The sequence below is a fragment of the Microvirga yunnanensis genome, from assembly GCF_025460875.1.
In genome coordinates this window covers 86,943-112,246 of the sequence record NZ_JAMXFI010000010.1, presented here as the reverse complement: position 1 = coordinate 112,246, position 25,304 = coordinate 86,943, and the positions used below count along the sequence as shown (strand labels likewise).

Genomic DNA, 25,304 nt, shown 5'->3' with positions numbered 1-25,304 from the left:
CTCTCACCCCCCCCCCCCCCCAACCTCTCACCACCCTTTGGCGCCCCGAGGCTCCCTCTCTTGGCTGGCGCACCGTTCGAGGCGAAAAACCGGGTCCACTTTTTCGCACGGTGCGCTAGCGCGTGGGCGTCCCGTAGACGGAGGGCGGCGGGCCGATCTGCACCGGCGGGGTCAGGGGCGGCGCGGAGGGTGGCGCGGAGGTCTGCGACGGCGCCGCCTCCTGCTCCGGCTGGTTCCGCTGCTCCATTTGCAGCCGCTCCGCGTCCCGGCGGGCGCGCTCGGCCTCCGCCCGGGCTCGGGCCTGGCGGAGAGCCTCTTCCTCGGCCGCCTTGGCCCTCTGCCGCTCGGCCTCGCGCTGCGCGTCGATCTGGCGCTGGCGCTCGGCCGCTGCGCGCTCGAACGCCTCGATCTTCTCCAGTTCGCGCTTGAGCACGATGGCGGCCAGCCCATTGCGGAACGGGCCCGCGTCGATCTGACGGACGGGGGCTGCGAGGGAGCCCTGCCAGTTCAGCCCGACCGAGGGCGGCGCGCCGACCCATTCCGGCGGCGATGACTTGGCGGTCAGGGCCCCGCGGGCATCGAGCTGCAGGGTCTTCAGATCGTAGGTGACGGCGCCCTGCCACGTGGCCGACCCGCTCTCGGCCACGAAGGGCGAGAGCCGCAGCAGGCCGCCGACCAGCGCCGCCGAGGTCTTGATCGGCGCCGCATTGAAGGGAGCCCGGCCGAGCTCGATCCCGAGGATCGCTTCCGCCTTGCCCTCGACCAGGGGATCGGTCTCGGCGAGAGCGCGCTTGAGCGCCTTGTCGAACACGGTCGGGTCGGCCGCGGGCAGGCGAAGATTGGTGACCTGCCAGTCGCCGGCGCCGCCGAGATTGGCCACGAGCTCGGACAGGCTCGTGCCCGCGGCGCCGAACCGGAGCGGACCCGACAGGACCGCCTCGAACGGCGAGGCCCCGGTCAGGGCCCACAGGGGGACCTTCTCCAGGCCGCCTTCGCCCACGATGGTGGCCGTGCCCTCCTGCCGCGTGATGGTGGCCGAGCCCGTGATCCGGCCCGACCCGATGGTGGCGTCGAGATTGCGGATGGAGATCCCGTCCGACTGCGCTCCGAGCACGAAGGAGGCGCGGCTCGCCTGGAGGCCGCGGCCCAGTTCGAGGGCCCCGACCCGGATCATCACCTGCCCGCCGGAGACGAGGCGCCCGCTCTGCCCGAAGCGGGCGGTCGACCAGATCGCCGTGGCGCTCTGGTCTCCGGGCACGTTGAGCGACAGGGCGGCCACGAGCCATGGCAGGGACAGCCGGCCGAGCGAGATGTCGCCGCTGATGTCCGACCGGGACGCCGCGACCAGGCGGGCCTGCACGTTATCGTTCGAGACCTTGCCGTTGATGTCGAGCAGGGTCGCGCCCCGCTCCCGGCCCAGGGTGACGCGGCCGGACACGGGCACCGGCGGAGCGACCCCGGCCCCGTCGCCCAGGAGAAGCAGGAAGGGCGTGATGTCGGGCGTCGCGATCTCGACCTCGCCGCTGTCCACCACGTCATCCGCCTCGCTCAGGGCGAAGGGACGCGTTGTCGCGACCTTGGCGCCGGCAATGTCCCCCGCGAGGGTGACGTTGAACAATCCGGACCCGACCCGGGTGCCCCGGAGATCGATCCTGGAGGGCCGGTTCAGCCCGGCCATGGTGGCCCGGTTGACCCAGCGCCCCGTATTGTCGGCGGACAGCGCGATGGTGAGGCTCTCGGTCCGTCCGTCGAGGGAATCGACCTGGCCTTCGAACGGCCCTCCGGCCACCCGCCCCTTTGCGGTCGTGCGCAGGCGCAGCTCCGTCGACCCGGGCGCCGGCGCGACGCGCTCCGACGTGACGTCGAGATCGAGGGCGCCCTCACGCACGAACGTGGGCACGAGCTTCGAGATTCCGCCGATCCACACGCTCCCCAAGAGGTCGACCAGGGGATTGGCGCGCTGCGCCGTGACCTTGCCGGTGATCTGCCCCGAGCCGTCCGGGGCGATGCGCCCCCGCACGCGGGCATTGGCGCCGGCGAGATCGACGATGTCGAGCGTCTCGACCAGGAGCGCCGGCCCGTCCGACAGGATGCGGGCCGAGATCCGGCCCGTGGCGGGGCTCTTGCCCGCGCTGACGCCGCGGGCGTCCAGGATGAAGCCGACATCGAGGTTCTCGGTCGCCTGGAAGACGCTCGACACCTGAGGCAGGTCGTCGAGGTTCAGGCCCTGAATCGCCACCTGGGCCTCCAGCTTGCCGCGCTCGCTGGCTTCCGGCGCCGTGTAGCGGGCGTTCCCGGTCAGGACGGACTCGCCCGTCTTCAGCCGCAGGCGGTTGAAGGACAGGACGGGGTTCGAGAAGGCGATCTCCGAAGAGGCCTCGACGGGGCGTCCGTCGAGCACCCTGAGCAGCGGCGAATTGAGGCCGATGCGGGCCAGATAGCGCGCCAGGCGGTCGGACGCGTTGGAGGCCAGCGCCACCTTGCCGTTGATGCCGCCCCGGGTGGTCAAGCCGAGCTGTCCTTCGATCGCCACCCTGGTCTCGCCGGGCGCATTGAACTCGATTCGGTCGAGGGTCGCCCGGCCCGTGTCGAGCGACAGGCGCAGGACCGCGTTCGAGAGGTCCTCCTGGCCCAGCCCGATGCTGTCGATCTTGAGGTCGAGGTCGATCGGCACCCGGATCAGCGGCAGGGACCATCCCTGCAGCCGGCTTTTGAAATCCTGCCCGTTTCCGGACAGGATGAAGCTGTCCGCGTCGAGCCGGCGGCCTTCGAGCTTCAGGGAGATGCGGGGATCGTTGAGGCCGATCCGGCCCTGCCCGGTCATGCGCAGGCTGGCCCCGCCCTCGCCGGCCTCGAGGCTGGCCGGGTTGAGCTCGACCGCGCCGGGCACCGTCTTGAACTCGGTCTCGACCGCGATCGGGATCGGTATGCCGGCCGCCGCGATCTGCGCCGGAGGGCCGAAGAGGATCTTGGCCTTGCCGGCGACCTGCGGGGTCGCGGCCTCGCCGCTTCCCTCGTTCAGGCCCAGCCGGGCGTCGATATCGAAGCGCGGGTAATTGTCGCCGCCCCCCGAGAGCTTGACCTGGACGGTCTTGTCCTCGGCGAGCTCCCCCGTGACGAGCCGGAACGGCACCCCGGAGGTCGTTCCCTCGATCCGCCAGGGGCCGATCAGCCTCTGGCCTTCGATGGAGACGTTCTCGGCGAAGGCCTGGTTGGTGCGCCCCGTGCTGGCGCTCTGCGTCGTGACGAGCAGCTGGGCCACGGTGAGGTTCTCGATGGCCCATTCGCGGCCGCGGCCGCTGCCCGAGACCAGATCGGGGGGCAGGCGCCAGTCGCCGTCCCCGGAGACCGGGATGCGGATGTCGGCCCGGCCCACCCGCGTTTCGGTGAACCGCACCTCACCTCGGAGCAGCGGGGTCAGGGCCACCTCGGCCCGGACCCCGTCGGCGGTGAGAACCGGCGAATCCGGCGTCTTGCCGCCGAGCCTCAGACGCCCGAGGGTCACGCGGGGCTCGGGCAGGAGCCGGATGCCGATGTCGCCCTCGGTCCGGGCCTCCGTGCCCGACGCGCGCGAGATCATCCGGTCGATCGTGTCGCGGTGGGCCTCCCAGTCGACGAAGGGAGGCGCCGCCACGGCGATCGCCAGGATCAGGATCACGATGGATGCGATGATCGTCAGGATATCGCGCAAGAGGCCGCCTTTTCTCCGTTACCGTGACACGTCCTACCCCATGACGACGAGGACCGGGAGCGCCGTTCCGCGTGTTCCACCGTCAAACCGCGATGATCTTGCCCGGGTTCATGATGTTGTGAGGATCGATCGCCTGTTTCAAGACGCGCATGAGGGCAAGGGCGGCCGGCCCATGCTCCAGCTCCAGGTACTTCATCTTCTTCTGCCCCACGCCGTGCTCGCCCGTGCAGGTTCCCTCCATGGCCACCGCCCGCCGCACGAGCCGGTCCACGAAGGCCTCGCAGGCCTCGATCTCCGCCGGATCATCCGTATTCACCAGCGGCTGGACGTGGAAGTTGCCGTCGCCCACATGGCCCACGATGGGAGCGATCAGGCCGCTGGCCAGGATGTCCTGCTTGGTGGCGTCGACGCATTCGGCGAGGCGCGAGATCGGCACGCAGACATCGGTCGCGACCGACTGGGCCCCGGGCCGCAGGCCCTTGGCGGCCCAGTAGGCGTCGTGCCGGGCCTGCCAGAGCCGGGACCGCTCTTCCGGCTTCGTGGCCCATTCGAACGGGCCGCCGCTGAACTCGGCCGCGATCTCGCCGAAGCGCTCGGCCTGCTCCTGCACCCCGGCCTCGGACCCGTGGAATTCCAGGAGCAGCAGCGGGCTCTCGGGCAGGGAGAGCTTGGCATGGAGGTTGACCGCCCGCACCTGGACCTCGTCGAGCAGCTCGATCCTGGCCACCGGAATGCCGGTCTGAATCGTCATGATGACCGCATCGCAGGCGGCCTTCACGGACGGGAATGGGCAGATGCCGGCGGAAATCGCCTCCGGGATGCCGTGGAGCTTCAGGGTGATCTCGGTGACGATGCCGAGCGTCCCCTCGGACCCGATGAGCAGCCGTGTCAGGTCGTAGCCCGCCGAGCTCTTCTTGGCGCGGCTTCCCGTCTTCACGATCTCCCCGTCGGGGAGCACCGCGGTGAGCGAGAGCACCACGTCCTTCATGGTCCCGTAGCGGACCGCATTCGTGCCGGACGCCCGGGTCGCCACCATGCCGCCGATGGACGCGTCGGCCCCCGGATCGATGGGGAAGAACAGGCCCTTGTCGCGCAGGAACTCGTTCAGCTCCTTGCGGGTCACGCCCGCCTCGACCACGCAGTCCAGATCCTCGTCGTGGACGGCGATGATCCGCTTCATCAGGCTGAGATCGATCGAGACGCCCCCATAGGGCGCGTTGACATGGCCCTCCAGGGACGTGCCGGTCCCGTAGGGGATGATCGGAACCTCGTGCTCGGCGCAGAGTTTGACGATCTCCGAAACCTCATCCGTCGTGCGCGGGTAGACCACGATGTCCGGCGGCTGGTTCTTCACCCAGGTCAGGGTATGTCCGTGCTGCTCGCGCACGGCGGCCGAGGTCGCGACCCTGTCGCCGAAACGCCCGGACAGGGCGGATGACACAGCAGCCACGGAGGCGTCCGTGGCTTTCTGACGGGCGGTCGCTTGGAAGGTGTTCATGAAGGCTTCAGATCCGGTTGTGATGCTCGTTCTTCCCATAGCTATCAGAACCGTTGCGAAGGCAACACTCCGGATGAGAAAGATGCCGCACCCCTGCTGCGCAACCCGTCTGAATGTGCTAACATTCCTGTCTCCTCAGGACAGGATTGCTCGCCTGAGCGGTGTTGAGGGACGGCACTGACCATGGACAAGCGCACCCCGGTATTTTTCTTTGCGCCCTTCGTCTCCTCGACGATGCGGGTCGAACCTGCCTGGATCGATTACAACGGGCACATGAACATGGCCTATTATCATGTGCTCTTCGACCGAGCCGTGGAGGAAGGCTTCAGCCTCGTGGGGCTCGGCCACGATTACCTGGAGAACCGCCGGGCATCGTTCTTCGCCGCCGAGATCCACACGGTCTACAAGCGCGAGCTGAAAATGCACGACCGCGTGCGCGTCACGCTCCAGTTGGTCGATTTCGACGACAAGCGCATCCACTATTATCTGGAGATCCGCCACGCCACCGAGGGCTGGGTGGCCGCGTCGATGGAGGGGCTGTCCCTCCATGTGGACATGGAGACCCGGAAGGTCTGCCCCTTCCCGGACGACATCGCGGCCAACCTCGCCGTGATGAGGGCGACCCATGCCCGGCTGACGAAGCCGCAGGCCCTGGGCCGGGTGATCGGGATCCCGCACAAGGCCGAGATCCGGGACGCCCTGTCGGCGTCAGGCACCCGCCACTAGCGCATCGGACGGAAAAGTGGACCCGGTTTTCGCTTGCGCGGCCCGCTGGGTCCGCCTCATCCGATGCGCCGGTCAAGAGAAGGAGCCTCGGACGGACCCGGAGGGCCGCGTCAGCGACCCGAAGGGCCACGCCAGTGAAAAGTGGATCCGGTTCTCCGTCCTGACCGATGCTCTCATTCGAGAAGAAAGCATCGGATGGATCCCGAAAGTGCAAGTCCACTTTTGGGTCCGATGCTTTAGCAGACCCTTCCCCGCCCGCAGCCGGCCCGCGGCACCGAGGGGAGATAGCGGGGAGCGAAGAGGCGGTCGCGGTCGACATTCTGGCGAATCTGGTTGCTCTTGCTCTGGATGTCCTGCTCGACGCCCAGGATCCGCTGATCCTCCTGGATCCGCCGGTTGATCGCATCCGTGCTCCGTTCCGCCGGGCTCGTGCGCGGCAGGCGCGTCTGAGCTTCGGCCGGCACGGCCAGGACAAGGCTTGACACGATGGCAAGGGCCACCACGATACGCATGGGACATTCCTCTTCGGGCCTGCCATACCCATATGGCGATGAATGCTCTTCCCGACAATGGAATCGAAGCCTGCAAGTTCGAGCCTGCGGCAGGATCGACCGGGAATTCAGGCTCGACGCCGTTCGCCTTTTGATCCATGGTCCCGCCGATGAATCAGTCCGATCCCAGACCCGACCCGCAGGACGGCCTTGCCCATGAGCCGGCGTCCGGTTCCCTGAGCGCCCGCGCCCGCGCGGCGGTGACGCCGCAATCGCCCTATCTGAACGGGCTGAACCCGGAGCAGCGCGCCGCCGTCGAGGCCACGGAAGGCCCGGTTCTCGTTCTGGCCGGCGCCGGCACCGGCAAGACCCGCGTGCTCACCACCCGGATCGCGCATCTGATCGCCACCGGCAAGGCCTACCCGTCCCAGATCCTGGCCGTGACCTTCACCAACAAGGCCGCCCGGGAGATGCGCGAGCGCATCACCTCCGTGATCGGTCCCGTGGCGGAGGGGATGCAGTGGCTCGGCACCTTCCACTCGATCGGCACCAAGATCCTGCGCCGCCACGCGGAGCTGGTGGGACTGCGCTCCGACTTCACCATCCTGGGGACGGACGATCAGCTCCGCCTGATGAAGCAGGTGATCGAGGCGGAAGGCATCGACGAGAAGCGCTGGCCGGCCCGCCAGCTCGCCGGCCATATCGACGGCTGGAAGAACCGGGGTCTCGGGCCCGACCAGGTGCCCGCCGGGGAGGCCGGAGCCTTCGCCAACGGCAAGGGCGGCCGGCTCTACCGGGCGTATCAGGAGCGATTGAAGGTTCTGAACGCCGTGGATTTCGGCGACCTCCTGCTCGAATGCCTGCGCCTGTGGCGCGAGCACCCGGACATCCTGGAGCAGTACCAGGGCCGGTTCCGCTACATGCTGGTGGACGAGTACCAGGACACCAACGTGGCCCAGTACCTCTGGCTCAGGCTGCTGGCCCAGGCGCGCAAGAACCTGTGCTGCGTCGGCGACGACGACCAGTCGATCTACGGTTGGCGCGGCGCCGAGGTCGACAACATCCTGCGCTTCGAGCACGACTTTCCCGGCGCCACCGTGATCCGCCTCGAGCGCAACTACCGCTCCACGGGCCATATCCTCTCCGCGGCCTCCGGGCTGATCGCCAAGAACCAGGGCCGCCTGGGCAAGACCCTGCGCACGGAGGATGAGGCCGGCGAGAAGGTGACAATCACCGGCGCCTGGGATTCCGAGGACGAGGCGCGACTGATCGGCGAGGAGATCGAGGCGCTGCATGCCAAGAAGCACCCGCTCTCCGAGATCGCCATCCTGGTGCGCATCTCCGCCCAGATGCGCGAGATCGAAGACCGGCTCGTGACGCTGGGCGTGCCGTATCGCGTCATCGGCGGCCCGCGCTTCTACGAGCGCGCGGAAATCCGCGACGCGCTGGCCTATCTGCGCGTCGTCAACCAGCCGGCGGACGATCTCGCCTTCGAGCGGATCGTGAACGTGCCCAAGCGCGGCCTGGGCGATGCCACCATCCAGGTGCTGCACAACCATGCCCGCGCGGCGCGCGTGCCGCTGGTGGAAGCCGCGCGCTTCATCGTCGAGACGGACGAGCTGAAGCCCAAGCCGCGCGCCACCCTGCGCGATCTCCTGATCTCCTTCGGCCGCTGGTCGAAGCTGTCCGAGACCCTGACGCAGTCGGAAGTCGCCCAGACGGTGCTGGAGGAATCCGGCTACACCGACATGTGGCAGAAGGACAAATCGGCCGACGCGGCGGGACGCCTGGAAAACCTCAAGGAGCTCGTCCGCTCCATGGAGGAATTCCCCGACCTGCAGAGCTTCCTCGAGCACGTCTCGCTGGTCATGGAGGCCAACGAGAGCGACACCGCCGAGCGCGTGAGCCTGATGACCCTCCACGCGGCCAAGGGCCTGGAGTTCAACACCGTCTTCCTGCCCGGCTGGGAGGAAGGCCTGTTCCCGAACCAACGGGCGCTCGACGAGAGCGGCCGCGCCGGCCTCGAGGAGGAGCGCCGCCTCGCCCATGTGGGCCTGACCCGCGCCCGGCGCAGCGCCAAGATCTACTTCGCGTCCAACAGGCGCATCCACGGCCTGTGGAACTCGACCGTTCCGAGCCGCTTCGTCGACGATCTGCCGGAGGCGAACGTGGAGATCGTCGAGGCCCCGGCGAACTTCTCCTACGGGGGGTATGGCGGCGGCTCGCGCTTCGACCGGATGCAACCCTTCAGCGGCTCCTCCTACCAGACCCCGGGCTGGCAGCGCGCCCAGGCGCATCGCACCACGGCGGATGACGGCGTCTCGTCCGCCCGCCGCTCCGGCGACCGGCGCGGACCGATGCTGATCGAAGGCGAACTGGTGGCCAAGTCCACCGGCGGCTCGGGCTTTGCGGTGGGCGGACGGGTCCTGCACACCAAGTTCGGCCCTGGCACCATCGAAGCGGTGGACGGCAACAAGCTCACCGTCGCGTTCGACAAGGCCGGGCGCAAGATGGTGCTGGACAGCTTCGTCGAGGCCCTGGGCTAGCAAGATCCCGCAGTGCCATCACCGGTCCTGTGCCGGTGATTCCGATCGAAAGCACGAGACGTTTCAGAGACAAGATGGCCGGGACAAGCCCGGCCACGACGTGGCTCGCGTTCGGATCGGCTCTGATCACTCTGCGGCAGCGGGCGGCACCGGGGCCGGCGGCGTGCCGTAGGTGCGCGGATCGACCGGGTTGAGCTGGCCTTCGTCGTCCGTGTAGGCCGGCGGACGGTCCACATAGGTGAAGGTCCCCTTCCCGTCCGGTGCGGGGCCCTGCGCCCAGCGGCCCTCCTGGCTTTCCATGCCTTCCGAGTGGTTGAGGAACTGATAGGCGACTTCGCCCTTCTCCAGGTCCTGCGGGAAATTCGACGGCACCGGCGTCTCCTCGAGCCCGTCTTCTTCCAGTTCGCGGATGGCGGCGAGCCACTGGTTCTGGTGCATGGTGTCGCGGGCGATCAGGAACGAAAGCATGTCCCGCACGCCGGTGTCGTTGGTCATGTTGTAGAGGCGCGCGACCTGGAGACGGCCCTGACTTTCGGCGGTAACGTTGAAGCGGAAGTCCGCGAGCAGATTGCCGCTCGCGATGGTGTAGGCCGACGTCCAGGGATTGCCGACGCTGTCGGAGGGCCGCGCACCGAGACCGGCCACGATGTAGTGCTGCGCGTTCATCCCCGCGACGATCGCGTCCTCCACCCGGGCGCCGCCCATCACGGCGCCGACCACCGAATTCTTGGCCATATCCTCCTGCTGCTCGATCGGGGAGGTCTCGAGCAAGCGCGCGATCATGGTGGCGAGCATCTCCACATGGCCGATCTCCTCGGTGCCGATATCCATGATCATGTCCTTGTACTTCTGCGGACCGCGGCAGTTCCAGCCCTGGAACAGGTAGGTCATCATCACGCTGATCTCGCCCCACTGGCCGCCGAGGGGCTCCTGCAGCATCTTGGCGAAAAGCGGATCGGGTTTCTCGGGCCTGGCGTGATACGCCATCTGCTTCTGGCGGAAGAACATCGGCTGCTCCTGTTCGATGGATCGAGTGGCGACTCGTGCCCCCACGAGGGTTCAGCCTTCCAACAAGAGCGACTCTTGCTTGTTCCCCGAATAGGCTGTCTTTCCTGTACTTTAGATAGGTTCTGATCTGCGGGTTTTTCCTCTAGCCACCCGCCTGCAACTGTGGAACCATCCGGCCCGCTCGACCAACCATCAGAGGTGCCGATGTTCCCGTTGTCCCACATGCTGAAATCCTTCGTACGCGCCGGAACGTTGAAGGTGATCGACGCGGAGGGCGGCGTTCACGTCTTCGGCGGGGACAAGCCGGGACCAAGCGTCACCATGCGGCTGACCGACCGCTCGCTCTATCACAAGCTTTTCCTCAATCCCGAGCTGCACGCGGGCGAAGCCTACATGGACGGGCGCCTGAGCTTCGAGGACGGCTCGAATCTGCGGGATTTCCTCAATCTCTTCTCGATGAACCGCTCGACGCTGGCCAATTACCCGCTGCAGAGCGTGCTCAAGCGCATCTCGCGCACCGTGAAGCGGTTTCAGCAGGCGAACCCCGTGGGCAAGGCGCAGCAGAACGTGGCGCATCACTACGATCTCGGCAACGACTTCTACAAGCTCTTCCTCGACAAGGGCATGCAGTATTCCTGCGCGTATTTCGTCAACGACGACGACACGCTGGAGGAGGCGCAGCAGAACAAGCTGCGTCTCATCGCCTCGAAGCTTCAGCTCAAGCCCGGCTTGAGGATCCTCGACATCGGCAGCGGCTGGGGCGATCTCGCGCTCTATCTCGCCGCCATGGAGAACGTGGACGTCACGGGTGTCACCCTGTCGAAGGAGCAGTACGAACTCTCCAACGAAAAGGCGCGCCGCGCCGGCCTGTCGGATCGCGTGCGCTTCGAGCTGCTCGATTACCGCAAGGTCGACAGGAAGTTCGACCGCATCGTATCCGTGGGCATGTTCGAGCACGTCGGCGTGCACCATTACGGCGAGTTCTTCGCCAAGATCAACGCTCTGCTCGATGATGACGGACTGATGGTGCTGCATTCCATCGGCAAGATGAGCCCTCCCGGCACCGCGAGCCCCTGGCTGCGCAAGTACATCTTCCCGGGCGCCTATTCCCCTGCCCTGTCGGAGGTGTTCCCCGTCGTGGAGCAGAATCAGCTGTGGGTGACGGATCTCGAGTTCCTGCGCCTTCACTACGCGAAGACGCTCAACCATTGGCATCGGCGCTTCGAAGCCAACCGGGAGAAGATCGCCGCCATGTACGACGAGCGCTTCTGCCGGATGTTCGAGTTCTATCTCATCAGCGCCGAGACCATGTTCACGACCGGAAGCCAGCTGGTGTTCCACATGCAGCTGGCCCGCAAGCGCGATGCCGCGCCGATCGTGCGCGACTACATCACCGACACCCAGCGCGCGTACAAGGCCGAGGAGGCCGCGAAACTGCAAGTGCTGCAGCCTGCAGAGAAGGTTTTGCAGGCCGGCTGAGCGTCCGGCCAGACGGCACGATTGCACCTATCGCGCGGTCGAGCCCGTCGTCTCCAGGGACACGGGCCGCCCCTGCTCGGCAGCCTGATAGACGGCCTGCATGATCCGGATGTCGCGCAGGCCCTCCTCGCCAGGCGTCTTGGGCTCCCGGTCTTCCAGCACGGCCTTCGCCATGTGATCCATCTCGGCGGCGAACTGGTTGCCCTCCGGGATCTGCACCCGCCGCTCCTCCTTCTCGGTCTTCACCATCATCTGGTGGCGCTCGTATTCAGTGGCGGGATCGAGCACAAGCGACGCCTTCGAGCCGAAGACCTGGATGCGCTTGACCGGCGCGGTGGAGTAGGACGAGGTCAGGTTCGCCAGCGCTCCCGACGGGAAGCGGAGTTGGAACGCCACGAGTTCCTCGATTTCCCTGAAGCGCGGATCGCTCCTGTCGCTCGAGATATGGGCGGAGACCTCCACCGGCTCCTCGCCCGTGATGGTGCGGGCCGCCTGCAGCGAGTAGATGCCGATGTCGTAGAGCGATCCGCCGCCGGCGAGCGCTTTCACCATGCGCCACTGATCGGCCGGCACCTTGGGATCGAGAATGCGCCCGTGATCGCTGGTGACGAGACGGATCCTGCCCAGCTCGCCTTCCCGCGCCATGCGGATCGCTTCCATGTTGTACGGCTCGTATTGGGCCCGATAGGCGATCATGAGCTTGCGATCGGCCTCGCGGCCGGCGCGGATCATGGTCTCGCATTCATCCGCCGTCACCGCCATGGGCTTCTCGCACAGCACATGCTTGCCCGCCTTGAAGGCCCGCACGGTATATTCGGCGTGCAAGGCGTTCGGCAGGATGATGTAGACGATGTCGATCTCGTCGTTGTCCGCGATGCGGTCGAAGTTCTGATAGTCGTAGATGTTCGCCTGCTCGACCCCGTAGCGGTCGGCCACCTGAAGCGCCTTGTCCCGGTTGCCCGAGACCAAGGCCACGAGCTTCGACGACTTGCTCTCCGCGAAGGAGGGAATGATCTGGTTCAGGGCGAACTGCCCCAGTCCCACGATAGCATAGCCAAGTCGCTTGCCGGGCGCTTCCGGCATAGCCTTCTCCATCTCCGGCATGGGACGCCCCGTCGGCCCATCGGGAGGCAGGGCCGGACCGCCGCCCCCGCTCGCGCCGGTGCTTTGCGCGAAGCTCGGCCCTGCGGCCGCCAACGCGGAGCCTAAGAGAAGTCCTCCGCCCGTGCCGCGCAGGAAGAAGCGCCGGGACAGGCCCGTTTCGAACAGCATGGTCATGATCGGCTCCGGGGGCGAGGGGCTCAGGTCAGGGTCTCGTAGTCCTTGTTCTTCAAGCCGTCATGGGAATGGCGCGTCGGCAGCTTGCCTTTCGGCTGCTTCTTGAAATGCGACGAGGCCTTGGCGCCGACCGGCCCCTTGGAGATCGTGATGCCGCCATCGACCGTGTAGAGCGCACCCGTGACGAAGCTCGCCTCGTCGGAGGCGAGGAAGCAGAACACGTTCGCGACTTCCTCCGGGGTGCCGCGCCGGCCCATGGGGGTGGCCTGCGTGATCATCGTGGCGAGTTCCGCGTCCATCGGGCCCGTGGACTTGTGCGTCCAGGCGGTGTCGATAGGACCGGGGCACACGCAATTGGCGCGCACGCCGTAAGGGACCTGCTCGGCCGCCACGCCGCGGATGAAGGAGTGGATGAAGGCCTTCGTGCCGCCATAGGGGGTGTTCTTGGGATGACCGATCATGCCGGCCTCGGAGCCCGTGGCGATGATGTTGCCGTGGGTTTCCTGCAGATGAGGCAAGGCGAACTTGGTCATGAGGAAAACCGAGCGCACGTTCGAGCGGAAGGTCTCGTCGAACTTGTCGATGGGGTAATCCTGGGTCTCGGCGACCGCCAGGAAAACGCCCGCGTTGTTGACGAGGACGTCGATGCGCCCGTAGGCGCTCACGCAGGTCTCCACGGCCGCTTGCGCGTGACGCTCCTCGGCGATGTCGCCGAGATACACCTCGGCGAATCCGCCCGCTCCGTTGATCGTGCGGGCTACGTCGTCCACCGGATCATCGGGCAGGCCGACGAGGAGAAGGCGCGCGCCTTCCTGGGCGAACTTGAGCGCGATGGCCTCGCCGATGCCGGTGCCGGCACCCGTCACGATGGCAACCTTGTCGAAAAGACGTCCGGGCATGGGGATCTCCTGGGAAGGGAACAAGCGAGGCCGTGAGCCACGAGCCGCAGCCGCCTCAGGTGAGGGCACAACGGAACGCCACTCCGACGGTTCCCGGAAATGCTCGATCTCACGGACAGGTGACCTGCAGGGCAAGGGGTGCTAAGGCGAGGTCATGCTCGAAGGTCTTCATCCCAACCGCCCTACCCACGTCTTCCGCATCACCACGGACGAGCGCTCCGCCCGCGCCATGACCGACATGATCGGGGAGATTTTCGATCCGGCCGAAACAGCCGTCGCATCCTTCGAGACGGAGGATGGCGGACCGTGGATGCTGGAGGCCTATTTCGCCCATCAGCCCGACGAGGCTGCAATCCGGGACCTGCTGCGCCCTCTCGTCGGCCCGGAGGCGGACAAGGGCATCTTTCTTCCGATCGAGCAGAAGGATTGGGTGAAGGCATCGCTGGAGGGGCTCAAGCCTGTCCGTGCGGGCCGCATCTTCGTCCATGGCTCGCACGATCGGCACGAACGGCGACCGAGCGACATCGCGATCGAGATCGAAGCCGGGCTCGCCTTCGGCACGGGTCATCACGGCACCACGAAGGGCTGCCTGCTTGCGTTCGTGGATGAGTTGAAGACGCGTACGCCCCGCCACGTGCTCGATGTCGGAACAGGCACGGGGATCCTGGCCTTTGCGGCGGCCAAGATTCTGAAGCGGCCCGTGGTGGCCGGAGACATCGATCCGGAAGCCGTGCGCGTGGCGCGGGAGAACGCGCGGCTGAACGGGATCGGAGCGTTCATGAAGCTCTATGTCGGCCCCGGCATCCGCCATGCGGAGGCGGACCGCTCAGGCCATTTTGATCTGGTCTTCGCCAACATCCTGGCGAAGCCCCTGCGGATGCTGGCGCCGTCGCTGGCGCGCGTGGCGAGCCCGGACGGAACGATCATCCTGTCGGGCCTGCTCGCCCGGGACGTTGCCGGCGTGCTGTCCACCTATGCCCATCAGGGATGGTATCTGCGGCGCCGCTACGATCTGGAAGGCTGGGCGGCGCTGGTGCTGAAGCGGGGCAACGCTCGTCCGCTGCCCCGCCCCTAAGCGAAAATTACTCGGCCAGGACGCCCGGATAGCGCTTGGCGAGTTCGCGACGGAGCTCGAGGGTCTCGGCCCAGACGTCGCGGATGGCCTTCATGGCGGTGATGATGATCATGGTATCGTCTCGCTCTAGGATGGTTTCGGTCAGATCTTGGCAGGCAGCGGCTCGGCTTGGTCGAGGAACAGGGCTGAATGGTCCTGCCGGCGGCTCAGGTCCTGAATGTACGCCTCGTGGCGGCGCAGCTCCTGCGCGGCGCTTCGGGCGCGGCTTTCGGCGATGCGCGCCGCGACTCGCGAAAGACGGGACGGCTTCTCGGACGTGCCGAAGAGAACGGTGGAAAAGATTGCTGCGATCATGGGCTCATCTCCATCAGAGTGGTGCTGAGACCCTTCAGCGTTCCTCTGTTGTCGTTGTCAGGAAGATAAGCCCGGTCCGACTTTAGTAGAAGTCATAGGATCACATGTTCGTCATGCATCCATTGCAGAGCAAAGGCGAAGTTGCCGCCATTCCAGGCATATGGCGCATATTTCCCAGGCGGAGTGCCGCAGGCCGCGTCACCCTGGTCCGAGGCTCCCTCTCTTGACCGGCGCATCGGACGAGGCGGACCCGGCGGGCCACGCTAGTGACCCGAAGGGCCGCGCCAGCGACCCGAAGGGCCACGCTAGTGAATACCGGGTCCACTTTTCGCTGACGCGGCCCTCTGGGTCCGTCCGATGCGCTAGACGGCCCGGCAGCCGGTTCGCCATCGGTCGGGTGCCGAAAGTGGTTTCCCCGCCGGGTCCGATGCACTAGCGTGTCGCCCTCTTCCTTCCGGACCCTTCGGTGCTGCTTTCCATGGCTCAGTTCCAGTTCTTCGACGACACCACCTCCCCGGCCCAAGGCCCTCAGCACATCGCCAAGCTGCGGGCCGAGCTGGCGCGGCGCGGCTTCGACGGTTTCATCGTTCCGCGCGCCGACGAGCATCAGAGCGAGTACGTGCCGAAGAGCGCGGAGCGCCTGGCGTGGCTGACCGGCTTCACGGGCTCCGCCGGCACGGCCGTGATCCTTCGGGACGAAGCCGCCCTCGTGGTGGACGGGCGCTATACCGTGCAGGCCGCCGAGCAGGTCGACACCTCCGTCATCACGCCCGTCCAGCTCGCCGATGCCACGCCTGAGGACTGGATCGCCGCCCACCTGCCGCAGGGCGGCACCCTGGCCTACGATCCCTGGCTTCACACGAGCGACGGTCTGAAGAAGCTCGAGCAGGCGGTGAGCCGCGCCGGCGGCAAGCTCTGCCCGGTCGACTTCAACCTGGTCGACGTGATCTGGATCGACCGCCCGGCCCCGCCGCAGGCTCCCGTCCGGCCGCACCCCCTCGACTACGCGGGCGAGGCTGCGCCCGCCAAGCTGGAGCGGATCCGCAGGAAGATGGCCGAGGCGAAGATCGATGCGCTCGTCATCTCGGATCCGCACAACCTTGCCTGGGCGTTCAACCTGCGCGGCGGCGACGTCGGTCACACGCCCCTGCCCCTCGGTTATGCCGTCCTGCCCAAGGAGGGACGCGCGAGCCTCTTCTTCGACCCGGCCAAGGTGACGAACGAGGCCGGCGCCGCCGTGGGCGACCTGGCCGAGTTCGTCCCCATCGCGTCATTCCAGACTGCCCTCGATGCCCTGGGCCGCACGGGCGGCAAGGTCCGCGTCGATTCCGCCACCGGTGCCGTCGCGCTGATCCGGCGCATCGAGGCGGCCGGCGGAACGGTCGATGTCGGGGCCGATCCGATCGCTCTCATGAAAGCGGTCAAGAACGCGGCCGAGATCGCAGGCTCCCATGCGGCGCATCTGCGCGACGGCGTGGCGATGGCGCGCTTCCTGGCCTGGCTCGACCGCGAGGCGCCGTCGGGCAAGCTCACGGAGATCGACGCGGTCGAGGCGCTGGAGGCCTTCCGCATCGAGACGGGCGCCTTGCAGAACGTCTCGTTCCCGAGCATCTCGGGCGCGGGCCCCAACGCCGCCCTGCCCCATTACCGCGTTACCCGTTCGAGCAACCGCCCCCTCGAGACGAACCAGATCTTCCTGATCGATTCCGGCGCGCAGTACGAGGACGGCACCACGGACATCACCCGCACGGTCATCGTGGGCGAGCCGACCGCCGAGATGAAGGACCACTTCACCCGGGTGCTGAAAGGGCATATTGCCATCGCGCAGGCCGTGTTCCCGAGGGGAACGACGGGCGCCCAGATCGATGCCTTCGCCCGCAAGCCCCTGTGGGAGGCGGGCCTCGACTTCGACCACGGCACCGGGCACGGCATCGGCAGCTATCTCTCGGTGCACGAGGGCCCGCAGCGCATCGCCAAGACCGGGCATACGCCGCTGGAAGTCGGCATGATGCTGTCCAACGAGCCGGGCTTTTACAAGCCGGGCGCCTACGGCATCCGCATCGAGAACCTGATCCTCGTGGAGCCGCGCATGATTCCCGGCGGCGACCGCGAGATGATGGGTTTCGAGACGCTCACCTTCACCCCCATCGACCTTCGCCTCGTCGAGCCGGCCATCATGACGGCCGACGAGATCGCCTGGCTCGACGCCTATCATGCCGCGGTACGCGAGAAGATCGGGCCCCGGCTCGATGCCGAGACGCGGACCTGGTTGGAGAACGCGACGCGGCCGGTCGGCTAGAGCATCGGACGGAAAAGTGGATCCGGTTTTCGCTGGCGCGGCCCGCTGGGTCCGTTCTGACCGATGCTCTCATTCAAGAAGAAAGCATCGGATGGATCCCAAAAGTGCAAGTCCACTTTTGGGTCCGATGCTTTAGAGCCTCGGCAGAGGCGGACCCGAACGGCCACGGCAGTGAAAACCGGGGCCACTTTTCACGAGCGCGGCCTGCTGGATCCGCACAATGGGCTAGAGCAGGCTCCGCAGCACCACGACGGACACCACGCCGACCGCCACCGTGCCGAGGAGCGGGAGCCGGAACGCCGCCAAGGCCGTGACGGCGGCCGCGATGGCCTCCGCCCATCCGGTGGTGAGAGCGGTCGGCGCGATGACCGCGACCAGGACGGCCGGCGGGATGGCGTCGAACGCCGCCTTGGCGCGGCCGGTGAGCACGAGGCGGTCGGCCACGAACAGGCCCGCGATGCGGGTGACATAGGTCACGACCGCCATGGCCAGGATGGCGAGCAGGGTCGTCGTGTCGAGGCTCATGAGCGCGCCTCCCGGGGAGCGTCCTGGGGAGCGGCCAAATAGGCGGCCGCGATGCCGGCCAGCGCCCCCGAGGCCACGTGCCATGGGGCACCGATGAAGTGATGGACGAGGGCCGCGACGCCGGCGCTGACCGCCACCGTGATCAGGGTCACGCGGCTTCGTCCGAAACCGGCCACGAGACCGATGAACAGAGCCGTGAAGGCGAAATCCGCCCCGATCCGCTCCGGGTCGCCGAGGAACGAGCCGAGCACCGCGCCGAGGGCGGAGAAGAAGGTCCAGTTCGCCCAGAGCACGCCCCCCATGGCGACCCAGTAGGCTGTCGTGACCGGACGCTCCAGGGCGCGGCGTTCCGACAGGGCCCAGGCCTCGTCGGTGAGGAAGAAGAACGAGAGGAATCGCTGGACCTGCGACATCTGCACCTTGGGCGACAGCGACGCGCCCATCAGCACGTGGCGGGCATTGATCAGCAGCGTCGCGAACGCGAGCGTCAGGATGGGCGCGGGATGGATCCACGTCTCGATGGCGGCGAACTGCGCTCCGCCGGCGAAGACGAGGGCCGACATCACGGTCACTTCCAGGGGCGACAGCCCTTTGGCGGCCGCGACCGCTCCGAACAGCAGGCTGATGGGAATGGCCGCCACGACGACGGGTGCGATGTCGCGCAGACCTGCTCGGATCTCGCGGCGATAGCTGATGGCGAAGGGGCTTGCTTGATCCATGACCATGCTCGTTTTCCCTCCTTATGCAGGACGGACGGCCTGCCGTCTTGGATGAAAGTGCTGTGTCAGGCGGCCCGGTAGGCGCCCGGCGTCACGCCCATGCGGGCCTTGAAGACGCGGTTGAGATGGCTCTGGTCGAAGAACCCGCAGGCGGCCGCCACGTCGCCAGGAGCCTGGCCCTGGCTCAGCAGCTTCGTGGCCGCGCGGAAGCGCCGGTCGAGCAGATAGGCGTGCGGCGTGAGGCCGGTCTCCTTGGCGAAGGCGCGGATGAAATGGCTGCGCGAGAGGCCGGCCAGCCTGGCGAGATCGGCGAGGTCCGCCTCCTCGCCCATATGGGCGTCGAGATAGTCCCGCGCCCGCAGGATGCCCTTGGAGCCGTAGCGCAGGGCCGGCAGGGCGTCGAGATCGGCCCAGCGGGCGATCAGGCGGCTCAGGAAACCGACGAGCCGGGTATCCTGCTCCATCTCGGACGACCAGCCCTCGTCCCGGCACAGGCAGGCATGGAGCCGGACCTGAGCCTGGAACAGCTCTGGATCCGCGATCACGGAACGCGGGAACCAGGGCGCGCGGGGGAGCGGCCGCCCGGCCACGTCCTCGGCGATCTCCTGCATCAGCTCGGCCGACGGGTAGAAGGTGCGATACTCGAATCCGCCGCCATAGGGCTCCCCGTCATGGATCTCGTCCGGGCACACGACCGCGACGGAACCGGCCGGGGTATAGTGCTGCTCGCCGCGGTGGAAGAAGGTCTCGCACCCGGCCAAGACGGCCGCGATGGCATAGGTATCGTGGCTGTGGCGGGCATAGGCGTGACGGCGGAAGGTCGCGCGCAGGCAGTCGAGGTCGCGGTAGCGCGGCACTCGCCAGAAATGCGTCACGTCCCCCGCTCCGACCAGTTCCGGATCGAGCGAGACCTCGGGGGTGATCACCGTCATGGGGCCACCATGCCACATTGTGGCGCCCAAGTCTTGGACAGAAGTCTCACCCGCGCCCGACCAGGGCGAACCAGCCGTCCTCGTCCATGACCTGGAGCCCGAGTTCGGCCGCCTTGGCGAGCTTCGAGCCAGCACCTGGGCCTGCCACCACGATGTCGGTCTTCTTGGACACGGAGCCGGCCACCTTGGCGCCGAGGCGCTCGGCCATGGCCTTGGCCTCCTCGCGGGTCATCTGCTCGAGGGAGCCGGTGAACACCACGGTCTTGCCCGCCACGGGGGAGTTCTCCGTGGCCGGAGCCTCCATGGCCTCGACGGTCACCTGAGCGAGCAGCGCATCGAGCATCTCCTCGTTGTGCCGCTCCTTGAAGAACTCGACGACCGCCTCCGCCACCACGGGCCCGATGCCCCCGATGGCGGTCAGCTCCGCATGGGCGTCGGATGCCTGATCGGCGGCGGCCTTCGCGGTTTCGCGCAGATGCTCGAAGGTGCCGAAATGACGCGCGAGCAACCGCGCCGAGGTTTCGCCGATATGCGGGATGCCGAGCGCGAAGATGAAGCGGTTCAACGCGATCGCGCGGCGCGCCTCGATGGCCGCGAAGAGGTTCCGCGCGCTCGTCTCGCCCCAACCCTCCCGGTTCTCCAGCCGCTTGAGGCTGCGGGCATTGCGGGCCTGCAGGGTGAAGATGTCCTGCGGGCGCTGGACGAGGCCTTCCTCGTAGAACTCGTCGATGCGCTGCTCGCCCATGCCCTCGATGTCGAAGGCGTTGCGCGAGACGAAATGCTTCAGGCGCTCGCGGGCCTGCGCCGGGCAGATGAGGCCGCCGGTGCAGCGGCGCACCGCATCCTCCTTGCCGGTGCGCGGATTGACCTCGCGCACCGCATGGCTCCCGCAGGCCGGGCATGTGGTCGGGAAGGCATAGGGCTTCGCGTCGGCGGGGCGCTTCTCCAACACCACGTCGAGCACCTTTGGGATCACGTCGCCGGCACGGTTGATCACCACCGTGTCGCCGATGCGGATGTCGATCCCGTTGCGGATTCTCTCGCCGTTGCCGCCGATGCCCTTGATGTAATCCTCGTTGTGCAGGGTCGCGTTCGACACCACGACGCCGCCGACCGTGACCGGCTTCAAGCGCGCGATGGGATTGAGCGAGCCCGTGCGGCCCACGTTGATCTCGATGTCTTCGAGCACCGTCACGGCCTTCTGGGCCGGGAACTTGTGCGCGAGCGCCCAGCGCGGCGAACGCGACACGAAGCCGAGGCGCTGCTGCAGGCTCAGCTCGTCGACCTTGTAGACGACGCCGTCGATGTCGTAGCCGAGATTGGCGCGGTCCGTCTCGATGGCGTGGTAGTGCTCGAGCATCTCGGCGACGCTCGCGCAGAGGCGGGTGAGCGGATTGACCGGGAGGCCGAAGCTGCGGAAGCACTCCATCATGTCGTGCTGCGTCGTCGCCGGCATGGCGCTCACCTCGCCCCAGGCATAGGCGAAGAAGCGCAGGGGGCGCGAGGCGGTGATCGACGCGTCGAGCTGGCGCAGGCTGCCCGCCGCCGCGTTGCGCGGGTTGGCGAAGAGCGCCTTGCCGGCCGCTTCCTGCCTGGCGTTGATGGCGGCGAAATCCTCGTGCGAGAGATAGACCTCGCCGCGCACCTCGAGGATGTCGGGAACCTGCGAGCCCTTGAGCCGATGCGGGATGTCGCCCACCGTGCGGGCGTTGTTCGTCACGTCCTCACCCACCTGGCCGTCCCCCCGGGTGGCGGCGGACACGAGCCTGCCGTTCTCGTAGCGAAGGCTCAGGGACAGACCGTCGATCTTCGGCTCCGCGGTGAAGGCGAGCGGCGCGTCGGGCTTCCATTGCAGGAAGCGACGGATGCGCTCGACGAATTCCTCCACCTCCTCGTCGGCGAACCCGTTGGCGAGCGACAGCATCGGCACCCGGTGACGGATCTTGCCGAATTTCTCCGACACCTTGGAGCCGACCTTCTGGGTCAGGCTCTCGGGGGTCTTCAGCTCGGGGAACTGATCCTCCAGAGCCTCGTAGCGCTTGCGCAGGGCGTCGTATTCGGCGTCCGAGACGGTCGGGGCGTCCTCCTCGTAATAGCGCCGGTCGTGCTCCCTGATCTCGGCGCCGAGCGCCTCGTGCTCGGTCCGCGCCTGATCGGGCGTCAGGTGATCGACAGGTGTCTCGGAGGCAGTGCTGCGTGGGGGCATGATCGAATCGTGTGTGAGGGTGCTTGAACCATAGCGCTCCGGAGCGGAGTCTCCAGAGGGTGGAGGCCAACGGTGCACCGGATTCGGACCTTCCCCGCCTTGACACTCCTTGATTTCCGCCGGGCTTGTCCCGGTGATGACGATGTTGCGCGGGCATGGCGCTGGTCCGGATCGGCGGCGGGCCTTTCGATCTCCCGTCCCCGTCATCACAGGCCTTGTGCCGGTGATCTCGACGGCTTGAGGCGCGTCGCTCTTCCGATCGGGATGGCCGGGACAGGCCCGGCCATGACACGGGAGGGTGTCCATACGAGAGCGTGGCCGAACGAGCGGCGTCAGCCTCGAACCGTCCCGGTCGGCGTCGGGCGTGACAGGCCCTTTAGCGCCCCTCGTAGGGCATCAGGCGCGATCTCCACCATCCCATTCTCGATGGCCCCGTGAACGTCGCGCCAGATCGGGACGGCCGAGGCCAGGACCTCCCTGCCCTTGTCGGTGAGGCGCAGGAGGCGATTGCGGCGGTCCTCGGGATCCCGGGCGATAGCCACCAGGCCGTCCCGCTCCAGGGGCTTTAGGGCGGCCGTCAGCGTCGTCCGGTCCATGGCGAGCAGTTGCGCCACCGGGGCGATGGAAGGGGGCGCGGGGCGGTTGAGCGCGTTCAGCAGGGAGAACTGCCCGGAGGTGAGCCCGACAGGGCGCAGCGCCTCGTCGAACAGGCGCGACAGGGCGCGGGCGGCGCGCTGGACGTGCAGGCACAAGCAGGCGTCGCGGATCAGATGCGTGGTCTCGTAGGGCACGTCACGGGGGTTTGACATGACCGAATTATGTTGATATCAACTTATTTGTCAAGAAGAACAGGCGCGGGAAGCGCCGCGGCATCCGGCTCCGATTCCAGGAGTCTCAAGGGAGATACGCAATGACATATGTCGATGGCTTCGTGCTCGCCGTGCCGGCGGACAAGAAGGACGAATACCGCCGCCACGCCGCCGAGGCCGCGCCCCTGTTCAAGGAGTTCGGTGCCACCCGGATGGTGGAATGCTGGGGCGACGACGTGCCGGACGGCAAGCTCACGGATTTCCGTCGTTCGGTGCAGGCCAAGGACGACGAGATCGTGGTGTTCAGCTGGATCGAGTATCCGTCGAAAGAGATCCGGGACGCCGCCAACCACAAGATCATGACCGATCCGCGCATGGAGGCCATGGGCAAGCAGATGCCGTTCGACGGCAAGCGCATGATCTTCGGCGGCTTCATGCCGATCCTCGACGTGTAGCATCGGGCCCAGAAGTGGACACCACTTCTGGGGTCGATCCGATGCTCCTTTTCCCGATGAGCGCATCGGTGATGCGCATGGAGGTGCGACATGGCCAATCAGCACGGCGACTTCATCTGGTATGAACTGATCACCCGAGAGGCCGACGCGGCCGCGCGCTTCTATGGCGCGGTGGTCGGGTGGCAGGAGCGGCCCGCGGAGGGCTCCGACCGCGGCTACCGGGTTTTCGGGATCCGGGGCACGGATGTGGGCGGATTGATGCCCTTCCCGGCCGGGGCCGAAGGCGCGGGGATGCGCCCCACCTGGCTCGGCTACGTGGCTGTCGACGACGTCGATGCGACGGCGGCCGAGATCGTCCGGGCGGGCGGTACCCAGCACATGCCGCCGACCGACATTCCGGGCGTCGGCCGCTTCGCCATGCTGTCCGACCCGCAGGGCGTGATGATATACGTGATGCGCGGCGCCGTGGACGGGACGAGCACGGCCTTCGACCAGAGCCGGTCCGGCCATTGCCACTGGAACGAGCTCGCCACGAGCGATCCCGCGGCGGCGCTCGCCTTCTACACGGCCCGCTTCGGCTGGACGAAGGGCGGCGCCATGCCGATGGGCGAGATGGGCGACTACCAGTTCATCGACCATGGCGGCCGCACCATCGGGGCCGTGATGAGGCGCACGCCCGACGGGCCGCCGCCGGCCTGGACCTTCTATTTCGGCGTCGAGGACATCGACGTCGCGGCACAGGCCGTCTCGGACAACGGCGGCGCGATCCATTACGGCCCCGCCGAGGTGCCGGGCGGCATGTTCATCATCGTGGCCAGCGACCCGCAGGGAGCCCTGTTCGGCCTCGTCGGCCCGCGCAAGGCATGAACCCAGGAGGCAATGCCATGACCATCCATGTATCGGCCTTCAAGTGGGTGCCGCCCTTCGCGCAAGGCTATGTGCGCGATCTTCGCGTGCGCTGGGCCCTCGAGGAGGCCGGCCTCCCCTACGAGGCGACCCTGATCGACCCCGCCATCCAGGCCACCACGGCCTATCGGGAATGGCAGCCCTTCGGGCAGGTTCCGGCCTACCGGGACGAGGCGGTGGAGATCTTCGAATCCGGCGCCATCGTGCTGCATCTCGCGATGCGGTCCGAGGCCCTCGCGCCGGCAGACGAAGCGGGCCGGGCCCGGGTCATGACCTGGGTGATCGCCGCCCTGAACTCGGTCGAGCCCTTCGTGCAGAACCTGGTTCAGCTCGACGTCTTCCACGCCGGCGAGGCCTGGGCGAGGGAACGCCGGCCGCAGGCCGAGGCCATGCTCTGCAAGCGCTTGGCCTCTCTCGGCGCCTGGCTGGGCGACCGGGACTTCCTCGAGGACCGCTTCACGGCGGGCGACCTGATGATGGCCATGGTCCTGCGCGAGCTGGTCGAGACCGGGCTCTTGGAGCGCTACGCCAGTCTCGGCGCCTATGTCGGCCGCTGCACCGGGCGGCCGGCCTTCAAGAACGCGCTGGAGGCGCAGTTGCAGCCGTTTCGCGAGAACGCGCCCGCGACCGCCTGACCAGGACATCCCGACAAGCCTGAATGGACCTCACGACGGAGCCCTCCATGTCCCAGACGCTCGTTCCCGCGGCAGACCTCGCGCGCCGCTCGCCGGTCCGCTTTCCGAATGAAAGCCCCGAGTACCGCGCCGCGCGCACGGCCCTGCTGGCGGAGGAGATCGAGCTGTGCCGCCACCTGGAGCGCGTCGCCGCCCAGCGCCGCGCCCTGCCGCCCGGCGGCGAGGTGACCGGCGATTACCGCTTCGAGGGGGAGGACGGGCCGGCGGGCTTCGCCGACATCTTCGGCGACAAGCCGACGCTCGCCGTCTACAGCTACATGTTCGGGCCGGAACGAGAGCGCCCCTGCCCCATGTGCACCAACCTGCTCGGCGGCCTCGAAGGCAACGGCGCCGACATCCAGCAGCGCATGGCGCTCGCGGTCGTCGCGCGCTCGCCGATCGAGCGGCTCGTCGCCTGGAAGAGAGAGCGCGGCTGGTCGAACCTGAAGCTCTACTCGGACCTCGACGGCCATTATTCCCGCGACTATCACGGGGTGCTGCCGGACGGCACGGAAATCCCCGGCCTCAACGTCTTCACCCGCCGGGACGGGACGATCCGGCATTTCTGGAGCGGCGAGATGACCGGCGATTCCGCCGATCCCGGCCAGGACCCTCGCGGCGCTCCCGATCTCGCGCCCCTGTGGACCATGCTCGACATGACCCCCGAGGGGCGCGGCGCGGACTGGTACCCGAAGCTGAACTACGGGGTGTGACAAGGGACGATCATCGATAGC

At 67.5% G+C, this 25,304-nt stretch carries 21 protein-coding genes; 9 read left to right on the top strand and 12 right to left on the bottom strand.

Annotated elements, in window-relative coordinates:
- Positions 1-115 precede the first annotated feature (115 nt).
- Positions 116-3,691, bottom strand: a complete 3,576-nt coding sequence (locus NF876_RS07620) for an AsmA family protein (protein WP_262268199.1) — start codon at positions 3,689-3,691, stop codon at positions 116-118.
- Positions 3,692-3,773: 82 nt separating this feature from the next.
- On the bottom strand, positions 3,774-5,189 hold the full coding sequence (locus NF876_RS07615) for an FAD-binding oxidoreductase (RefSeq protein ID WP_262268198.1): 1,416 nt from the start codon (positions 5,187-5,189) through the stop codon (positions 3,774-3,776).
- 183 nt (positions 5,190-5,372) lie between these two features.
- Between NF876_RS07615 and NF876_RS07610 the strand changes: the two genes are divergently transcribed.
- Positions 5,373-5,915, top strand: coding sequence for a thioesterase family protein (locus NF876_RS07610; RefSeq protein ID WP_262268197.1), 543 nt, complete (start codon positions 5,373-5,375; stop codon positions 5,913-5,915).
- A 236-nt stretch (positions 5,916-6,151) separates the two neighbouring features.
- Here the strand turns inward: NF876_RS07610 and NF876_RS07605 are convergent, their stop codons facing one another.
- Positions 6,152-6,427 carry a hypothetical protein gene (locus tag NF876_RS07605; protein ID WP_262268196.1) on the bottom strand — a complete coding sequence of 92 codons (276 nt, stop codon included), beginning with the start codon at positions 6,425-6,427 and terminating at the stop codon, positions 6,152-6,154.
- Between the two features lie 149 nt (positions 6,428-6,576).
- Between NF876_RS07605 and NF876_RS07600 the strand changes: the two genes are divergently transcribed.
- Positions 6,577-8,952, top strand: a complete 2,376-nt coding sequence (locus NF876_RS07600; protein WP_262268195.1) for an ATP-dependent helicase — start codon at positions 6,577-6,579, stop codon at positions 8,950-8,952.
- Between the two features lie 126 nt (positions 8,953-9,078).
- Here the strand turns inward: NF876_RS07600 and NF876_RS07595 are convergent, their stop codons facing one another.
- On the bottom strand, positions 9,079-9,960 hold the full coding sequence (locus tag NF876_RS07595; protein ID WP_262268194.1) for a manganese catalase: 882 nt from the start codon (positions 9,958-9,960) through the stop codon (positions 9,079-9,081).
- A gap of 204 nt (positions 9,961-10,164) precedes the next feature.
- Between NF876_RS07595 and NF876_RS07590 the strand changes: the two genes are divergently transcribed.
- Complete coding sequence (locus tag NF876_RS07590; protein ID WP_262268193.1) at positions 10,165-11,439, top strand: SAM-dependent methyltransferase; 1,275 nt, start codon at positions 10,165-10,167, stop codon at positions 11,437-11,439.
- A gap of 27 nt (positions 11,440-11,466) precedes the next feature.
- Here NF876_RS07590 and NF876_RS07585 read toward each other — a convergent pair whose 3' ends face one another.
- Positions 11,467-12,717 (bottom strand): Gfo/Idh/MocA family protein, encoded by a 1,251-nt coding sequence (locus NF876_RS07585; RefSeq protein WP_262268192.1) that lies wholly within the window; start codon positions 12,715-12,717, stop codon positions 11,467-11,469.
- A gap of 23 nt (positions 12,718-12,740) precedes the next feature.
- Positions 12,741-13,616, bottom strand: a complete 876-nt coding sequence (locus tag NF876_RS07580; protein ID WP_262268191.1) for an SDR family NAD(P)-dependent oxidoreductase — start codon at positions 13,614-13,616, stop codon at positions 12,741-12,743.
- 154 nt (positions 13,617-13,770) lie between these two features.
- Between NF876_RS07580 and NF876_RS07575 the strand changes: the two genes are divergently transcribed.
- Positions 13,771-14,691: a 50S ribosomal protein L11 methyltransferase gene (locus NF876_RS07575; protein ID WP_262268190.1), complete on the top strand. Its 921-nt coding sequence runs from the start codon at positions 13,771-13,773 to the stop codon at positions 14,689-14,691.
- A gap of 141 nt (positions 14,692-14,832) precedes the next feature.
- On the opposite strand, the gene NF876_RS07570 is transcribed toward NF876_RS07575, so the two are convergent.
- Positions 14,833-15,045 (bottom strand): hypothetical protein, encoded by a 213-nt coding sequence (locus NF876_RS07570; RefSeq protein ID WP_262268189.1) that lies wholly within the window; start codon positions 15,043-15,045, stop codon positions 14,833-14,835.
- A 478-nt stretch (positions 15,046-15,523) separates the two neighbouring features.
- Between NF876_RS07570 and NF876_RS07565 the strand changes: the two genes are divergently transcribed.
- The gene (locus NF876_RS07565) at positions 15,524-17,344 is read left to right on the top strand and encodes an aminopeptidase P family protein (protein ID WP_262268188.1); all 1,821 of its coding nucleotides are present in this window, start codon (positions 15,524-15,526) and stop codon (positions 17,342-17,344) included.
- Between the two features lie 225 nt (positions 17,345-17,569).
- Here NF876_RS07565 and NF876_RS07560 read toward each other — a convergent pair whose 3' ends face one another.
- The 5 genes from NF876_RS07560 to NF876_RS07540 form a co-directional block, all read right to left on the bottom strand.
- Positions 17,570-17,869, bottom strand: coding sequence for an AzlD family protein (locus tag NF876_RS07560; RefSeq protein WP_262268187.1), 300 nt, complete (start codon positions 17,867-17,869; stop codon positions 17,570-17,572).
- Positions 17,866-18,588: an AzlC family ABC transporter permease gene (locus NF876_RS07555; protein WP_262268186.1), complete on the bottom strand. Its 723-nt coding sequence runs from the start codon at positions 18,586-18,588 to the stop codon at positions 17,866-17,868. Before NF876_RS07555 ends, NF876_RS07560 begins: the two co-directional genes overlap by 4 nt.
- Positions 18,589-18,653: 65 nt before the next feature.
- Positions 18,654-19,520 (bottom strand): helix-turn-helix transcriptional regulator, encoded by an 867-nt coding sequence (locus tag NF876_RS07550; protein WP_262268185.1) that lies wholly within the window; start codon positions 19,518-19,520, stop codon positions 18,654-18,656.
- A 46-nt stretch (positions 19,521-19,566) separates the two neighbouring features.
- Positions 19,567-21,726 carry an NAD-dependent DNA ligase LigA gene (gene ligA, locus NF876_RS07545; protein WP_262268184.1) on the bottom strand — a complete coding sequence of 720 codons (2,160 nt, stop codon included), beginning with the start codon at positions 21,724-21,726 and terminating at the stop codon, positions 19,567-19,569.
- Positions 21,727-22,058: 332 nt separating this feature from the next.
- Positions 22,059-22,535 (bottom strand): MarR family winged helix-turn-helix transcriptional regulator, encoded by a 477-nt coding sequence (locus NF876_RS07540; RefSeq protein WP_262268183.1) that lies wholly within the window; start codon positions 22,533-22,535, stop codon positions 22,059-22,061.
- Between the two features lie 101 nt (positions 22,536-22,636).
- Here NF876_RS07540 and NF876_RS07535 point away from each other — a divergent pair, with 101 nt between their 5' ends.
- The 4 genes from NF876_RS07535 to NF876_RS07520 all read left to right on the top strand — a co-directional run bounded on the left by NF876_RS07535 (position 22,637) and on the right by NF876_RS07520 (position 25,283).
- Complete coding sequence (locus tag NF876_RS07535; RefSeq protein WP_262268182.1) at positions 22,637-22,990, top strand: DUF1428 domain-containing protein; 354 nt, start codon at positions 22,637-22,639, stop codon at positions 22,988-22,990.
- Positions 22,991-23,080: 90 nt separating this feature from the next.
- The gene (locus NF876_RS07530) at positions 23,081-23,857 is read left to right on the top strand and encodes a VOC family protein (RefSeq protein WP_262268181.1); all 777 of its coding nucleotides are present in this window, start codon (positions 23,081-23,083) and stop codon (positions 23,855-23,857) included.
- A 17-nt stretch (positions 23,858-23,874) separates the two neighbouring features.
- Positions 23,875-24,531, top strand: a complete 657-nt coding sequence (locus NF876_RS07525; RefSeq protein WP_262268180.1) for a glutathione S-transferase family protein — start codon at positions 23,875-23,877, stop codon at positions 24,529-24,531.
- A gap of 47 nt (positions 24,532-24,578) precedes the next feature.
- Complete coding sequence (locus NF876_RS07520; RefSeq protein ID WP_262268179.1) at positions 24,579-25,283, top strand: DUF899 family protein; 705 nt, start codon at positions 24,579-24,581, stop codon at positions 25,281-25,283.
- Positions 25,284-25,304 lie beyond the last annotated feature (21 nt).